Raw genomic sequence first — 5,262 nt, 5'->3', positions numbered from 1 at the left:
ACCACCCATATAACCCCTGCCATTGCCGCGGGACGCGACGTTTTTTAAACCCACCCCCCCCGGGGGGCGGGCACCACCGCGGCGCGCCGTAGAGGAATCCGGCGCCGATCGCCCCGATGGCGAGCAGGTCCCCCTGCCGGGCGAGCCCGTCGTGGGCGACCCGCCAGAGCGAGGTCAGCGGCGAGACCGAAGCCGTGTTGGCCAACGTGTCCGCGGTGATGGGGACACGCCCCAGGTCCGCGCCGACGCTGCGCGCGATCTGCCGCACCAGCTTGGCGCTCGCCTGGTGCAGGGCGAAGCCGTGCACGTCGTCGACGGTGACGCCGGCCGACGACAGCGCCTCGTTCAGGGACTTGGGGAGCCGGGTCATCGCCTCCCGCAGCACCACGCTGCCGTCCATGTGGAGATACGGGGTCAGCGGTGTCGGGGTCGGGGATCCCGGCACCTCCTGGTTCAGGCGCCAGGGCGCGGCCATCCGGACGGCGTCCGAGTAGGTGTTGCCCAGGTCGTAACTGAGCAGCCCGGCACGGCTCTCCGACTTGCGCAGCACGGCGGCCCCCGCGGCGTCGCCGAAGAAGATGCGCGTGACGCGGTCCTGCGGGTCGGTGCCGCCGGAGCCGCGCTCGGCGCAGACGATCAACGCCGTCTCCAGGCCCGGTTCCTGCAGCAGGTTCGCGGCCATGTACATCCCGTACACGGTGGACGCGCAGGCGTGCTGGGTGAGGTCGACGATGCGCGGGGTCGCTATCCCCAGGCGCTCGGCGATGGTCACCCCGAGCGAGGGCATGACCCAGTCCGGCGTCGTGCACGCCACGACGAGCACGTCGATCGCGGCGGCCTGGACGCGGGCCGTGGCCAGCGCCTTCTCAGCGGCCTCGACCGCGAGGTCGGCCACGGTGTCCTCCGGGTCGAGGAAGCGGCGCTCCTTGATCCCTGTCTTCTCCTCGACCCACTCGGGCGTGGTGTCGAGCGAAGCGCACAACTCCTCGTTGGTGACCACCCGTTCGGGCAGTGCCAGGGCGACACTGCGCGGATAGACCGGGGTGAGTTCCCATTTGGGCATGACGACCTCCTGTTCCGGTGCTGCGGTGCCGCGGCACCTACTTCTCCTCGAACGCCATGCGTACGGAGGAACTGCGATGGGGGCTCGGTGTGGGCCGCTCGTCGAAGCTGATGCCGAACCACTCCTCGTAGGCGGCGAGGACGGCGGCGTCGTCGGCGAGCTTCTCGGTCGTCGTCTCCTTTCCCCTGGTGATCGAAAGGACGTCGTCCTTCAGGAGGACCCAGCCGTCGTCGAGGGGAAGCTGGCAGAACATGTTCTGCAGGAGCAGGGAGTCGGGGCTCGTCCGGTACCACCAGATGACCTGGTCGAAGTCCGAGAGGGTCACCGGGTCGTCGTAGAAGCGGTACAGCGGCTTGCCGTTGCACAGCACGTCGGTCGAGCGGTCGTCGACGACGCGGAGGGAGAACTCGCCGTGCGGATCGGGCTGCGCGTCGGCGGTGTCCATGGCCAGCGGGTACCTGCTGCCCTTGCCGAATCCGGTGTCGACGATCCAGCGCCGGCCGTCGATCTCCGCCGAGACGAGGAGGTGGTTGTACGGGGCCTTGAGCTCGCCGCCGATCCAGACCCGCCCGTGGTGCAGCCGCACCGAGTAGCCGAGGGTCTCCAGGAGATAGAAGAACGACGTGTTGATCTCGCCGCAGCCTCCGCCGCGGCGCTGGTGCACGATCTTGTCGACGACTCGCTTGTCCTTGTAGTGGACCTCGCGGCCGAGTTGGTAGTCGAGGCTCTCGAACGGCACGGACAGCACATGGCGTTCATGGAGGTGGCGCAGCGAGTCCAGGTCGGGGCGGTCCGGGCGCCTGGCCGAGATGCGCTCCAGGTAGGCGGTCGTCGTCGATTCGTCCAGCATGGCGATTCCCTTGGGCGAAGTGGGTGCGTCGGTCCTGCGTCAGCCCTGCGTCGGTCCTGCGTCGGTCCTGCGTCAGTCCTGCTCGAAGGAGAAGCGGAGCTTGTTCGTGGTGTGCGGTCCCGGCACGGGCCGCTTGTCCATCTCGATGCCGAACCACTTCGCGTAGGCGGCCACGACGGCGGCGTCGTCGGCGAGCTTCTCCGTGGTCTTCTCTTCGCCCGTGGTGAGGGTCAACTCGTCGTCCCGCAGGCTGACCCAGCCGTTCTCCAGGGGCAGCGAGCAGAAGATGTTCTGCAGGAACGGGGAGCCCGGGCAGGTGCGGTACCACCACATCGTCTGGGCGAAGTCGCTCAGCTCCGCCGGCTCCTCGTAGAACACGTACTGGGGCACGCCGTTGCGCAGCACCTCGACGCTGCGGTGGTCCTTGCGCTCGGTGGAGAACACGCCGTGCGGGTCGTCCCAGAGGTCGTCGGAGTCGACGAGGATGGGGTGCCGGTTGCCCTTGCCGAAGCCGATGTCCACGATCCACCGGACGCCGTCGATGGCGACGGTCATCATCATGTGGTGGTAGGGCGGCGTTTCGAACCTGCCGAAGCGGATCCGCCCCTGATGCAGCGTCACATCGAAGCCGAGCGCCTGGAGAAGCAGGTAGAAGCCGGCGTTGATCTCGTAGCACCCGCCGCCGCGGCGCTGGTGCACGATCTTCTCGATGACGCGCTCGTCCAGGTAGATCTCGTCGCCCGAGTGGTAGTCGAGGCTGTCGAACGGCACCGAGAGCACATGGCGTTCGTGCAGATGGCGCAGTGCGGCGGCGTCCAGGCGCTTGGGGGCGTCGGCGGAAATGCGGTCCAGATAGGCCGATACGGTCCGCTCGTCGAGCACGATGTCTCACGCTTCCTTTCCGCTGAGCCTCGGGAAGAGTCCCTCGGCGTTTCGGTGGTCGAGAAGGAGCTGTTCCTCGGCGTCGAACTTCCCGTGCGCCAGCACACCGTGGCCGGTGCCGAGGGTGTACGCCTCGGGCATGAGCGGGAAGTCGGAGCCGACCAGGATCTGGCTCGCGGGGGCGAACGAGCGCAGGGCCGCCAGGGCGTGCGCGTCACCGGTCATCGCGATGTCGACGTAGAGCCGCTGCAGCGAGCGCATGGGGTCCTCGGGCAGCCGCTCGGCGAGCGCCGGGCTGATGAGCCCTCCGGAAGCGAGGCGTCCCGCGTAGGAGGGCACGCCGCCCCCGCCGTGCGGCAGGATCACCGCGAGCTCGGGGTACCTCTCGAGCGTCTGGTTGTAGAGGAGTTGGGCCGCGACCCGGACCGTCTCGAAGGGGAACTCGTACCACGGTGCCGGCAGGTCCGGCATCGGCCGGGTGCCGGCCGGCGGCAGGGTGGGGTGGACGAACAGCGGCTTCTTCCGGCGCGCGGCTTCGTCGAAGAGCGGGTCCATCGCGGGGTCCCCGACGTACTGACCGCCGTAGTTGCTGACCAGGCCCACGCCGTCGAGTCCGAGCACATCGGCGGCGTAGGTGAACTCCTCCAGCGCCACGTCCATGTACGGAAAGGGCAGCACGGCGAATGCGCCGAACCGGCCGGGATGGTCGGCGACCAGACCGGCGAGGTATTCATTGACGCGGCGCGCGAATTCCGCGGCCGGTTTGGCCTCGAGATGGCCCGGAACTCCCGGCCAGACGCTCACCACGGCGGACCGAATTCCATGGCGGTCCATCATGGTGAGGCTGGCATCGACGTCCCACGTCGGCTTGTCGATTCCGGGCAGCACGACCGGAATTCCCATGGCCGTGAGTTCGTCGTGGTAGAAGTCCGGGAGGATGTGGTGGTGTACGTCGATGGCGCGCCGCCACGGCTTCCCGGCGGATGCCTGAGTGTCGTCCCGCATGCCCGGCCCTCAGGCCTTGCTCGTGCCGGACGGGTTGCTGATCAGGCAGCGCCAGACGCCGTCCGCGCCGCGTCGTGCGATGTCGGCGGCCGTGCCCTCGATCTTGACGTGCTTGCCGTCGGGACCGGTGCCCTCGTGCACATAGTCGATGATCATCAGGGCCGTGTCGCCGACCGTGTAGGCATGCCGCACCTTGAGGCTGATGGGCAGCCGGTGGGCGAGCGTCTCCTCGCCCGTGTCCCAGAGTTCGTCGCCGGCCTGGAATTTACCGGGGGAAAGGACGCGCATGGCCTGCGGGTCGAAAAGCATCCGCAGGATCTCGAGATTGCCGGCGTTGAATGCCTCCGCGAATGCACCGGGGAGTTGCATGAGGTCCGTCGGAAGTTCCGTCTGAAGGTCAGCCGGAAGGTCGGTCGGAAGGTCGGTCGCCTGATCGGTTGAATTCACCATGGCGGACAGCACACTGGCAGCACGGGAGGGCGCTCAACTCGGCACAGGCCAGTTTGTCAGGTCGCCGTCGTCATCGTGAGGATCGCATTGCACACCTGACGAACTGTGCGGCCTCCGGCTATGCATACCCGTCGCGCGGAACTCATGATGCCGCACATACCGATCATGACGTGGTGATCGAAAAGACGAGGGGCGAGGAGTACCCGTGACCAAGGTAGCCATCATCTTCCATTCCCGGAGCGGCAACATCTACCAGCTGGCGGCCGCGGCCGCGGCGGCGGCCGAGAAGGCGGGCGCCGAGCCGAAGTTGCTCAAGTTCGGGGAGCTTCCGGACCCGATGGTGCTGGACAACGACGCGTACGACGACCTGGAGACCAAGACCGCGGACATCCCGGTGGTGACGCTGGAGGACCTGCTGTGGGCCGACGCCATCATGATCGGCACTCCGGTCCACTTCGGCCTTCCGGCGCCGCAGGTGCTGAACTTCATCGACCACTCCGGCCCGGTCGCCATCCCCGGCATGCTGGTGAACAAGGCGGTCACCGTGTTCGCCTCGGGGTCCGCGGCGCACGCGGGCGCGCAGACCGCGATCCTCGCCCTTCACAACGCCCTGTGCCACTGGGGTTCGCTCATCGTGCCGAACGGGTCGAGCGTGGAGATCCTGGCCTCGGAGCACAACGGCTCGCCGTACGGCACGTGCAGCATCTCGCGGCACCTGGCGAACCATGTGCACGAGGACAACATCAAGGCGATCGAGTACCAGACCCAGCGGGTCGTGGAGGTCGCCACCGCCTACCAGATCGGGCTCAAGCAGACGGAGTCCGCCATCAACTACGTCAGCCTGGAGGACCTCGCCAGGAAGTTCCCGCACCTGTCGATGGACTGATCCAAGGCGCCGCACCGACCGCGTGAAGCCCGACGACGACCGGCCCCCACCGGGCGGGCGGGGGGGGGGTGTTTTTAAAAAATAACATCCCACGAGAACAGGAAGGATGGGGGTTTTGGGGGTGTG

At 67.8% G+C, this 5,262-nt stretch carries 6 protein-coding genes; 1 reads left to right on the top strand and 5 read right to left on the bottom strand.

From position 1 onward, the window contains the following. The 5 genes from ACFWY6_RS37795 to ACFWY6_RS37775 all read right to left on the bottom strand — a co-directional run. A partial coding sequence (locus tag ACFWY6_RS37795) for a 3-oxoacyl-ACP synthase III family protein (protein ID WP_384700304.1) occupies positions 1-1,063 on the bottom strand: 1,063 nt, incomplete at its 3' end. Positions 1,064-1,100: 37 nt separating this feature from the next. Further along, entirely contained in the window at positions 1,101-1,913 is an 813-nt protein-coding gene (locus ACFWY6_RS37790; RefSeq protein ID WP_384700302.1) for an arylamine N-acetyltransferase, read from the bottom strand. A 72-nt stretch (positions 1,914-1,985) separates the two neighbouring features. Beyond that, positions 1,986-2,795, bottom strand: coding sequence for an arylamine N-acetyltransferase (locus ACFWY6_RS37785; RefSeq protein ID WP_384700300.1), 810 nt, complete (start codon positions 2,793-2,795; stop codon positions 1,986-1,988). Positions 2,796-2,801: 6 nt separating this feature from the next. Continuing rightward, positions 2,802-3,800, bottom strand: a complete 999-nt coding sequence (locus ACFWY6_RS37780) for an amidohydrolase family protein (protein ID WP_384700298.1) — start codon at positions 3,798-3,800, stop codon at positions 2,802-2,804. 9 nt (positions 3,801-3,809) lie between these two features. After that, positions 3,810-4,250, bottom strand: a complete 441-nt coding sequence (locus ACFWY6_RS37775) for a YybH family protein (RefSeq protein ID WP_384700296.1) — start codon at positions 4,248-4,250, stop codon at positions 3,810-3,812. 205 nt (positions 4,251-4,455) lie between these two features. On the opposite strand from ACFWY6_RS37775, the gene ACFWY6_RS37770 reads away from it, so the two are divergent. After that, entirely contained in the window at positions 4,456-5,136 is a 681-nt protein-coding gene (locus tag ACFWY6_RS37770; protein WP_384700294.1) for an NAD(P)H-dependent oxidoreductase, read from the top strand. Positions 5,137-5,262 lie beyond the last annotated feature (126 nt).

The organism is Streptomyces sp. NPDC059037, from assembly GCF_042740015.1.
Classification (GTDB): domain Bacteria; phylum Actinomycetota; class Actinomycetes; order Streptomycetales; family Streptomycetaceae; genus Streptomyces.
The sequence above is the reverse complement of the archived record's forward strand: the minus strand, read 5'-3'. Positions and strand labels throughout refer to the sequence as shown.

What these genes read in the sequence shown, in the direction of transcription:
- ACFWY6_RS37790 (WP_384700302.1), bottom strand. Translation starts at nt 1,913, where the DNA reads ATGCTGGACGAATCGACGACGACCGCCTACCTGGAGCGCATCTCGGCC.
- ACFWY6_RS37780 (WP_384700298.1), bottom strand. Translation starts at nt 3,800, where the DNA reads ATGCGGGACGACACTCAGGCATCCGCCGGGAAGCCGTGGCGGCGCGCC.
- ACFWY6_RS37775 (WP_384700296.1), bottom strand. Translation starts at nt 4,250, where the DNA reads ATGGTGAATTCAACCGATCAGGCGACCGACCTTCCGACCGACCTTCCG.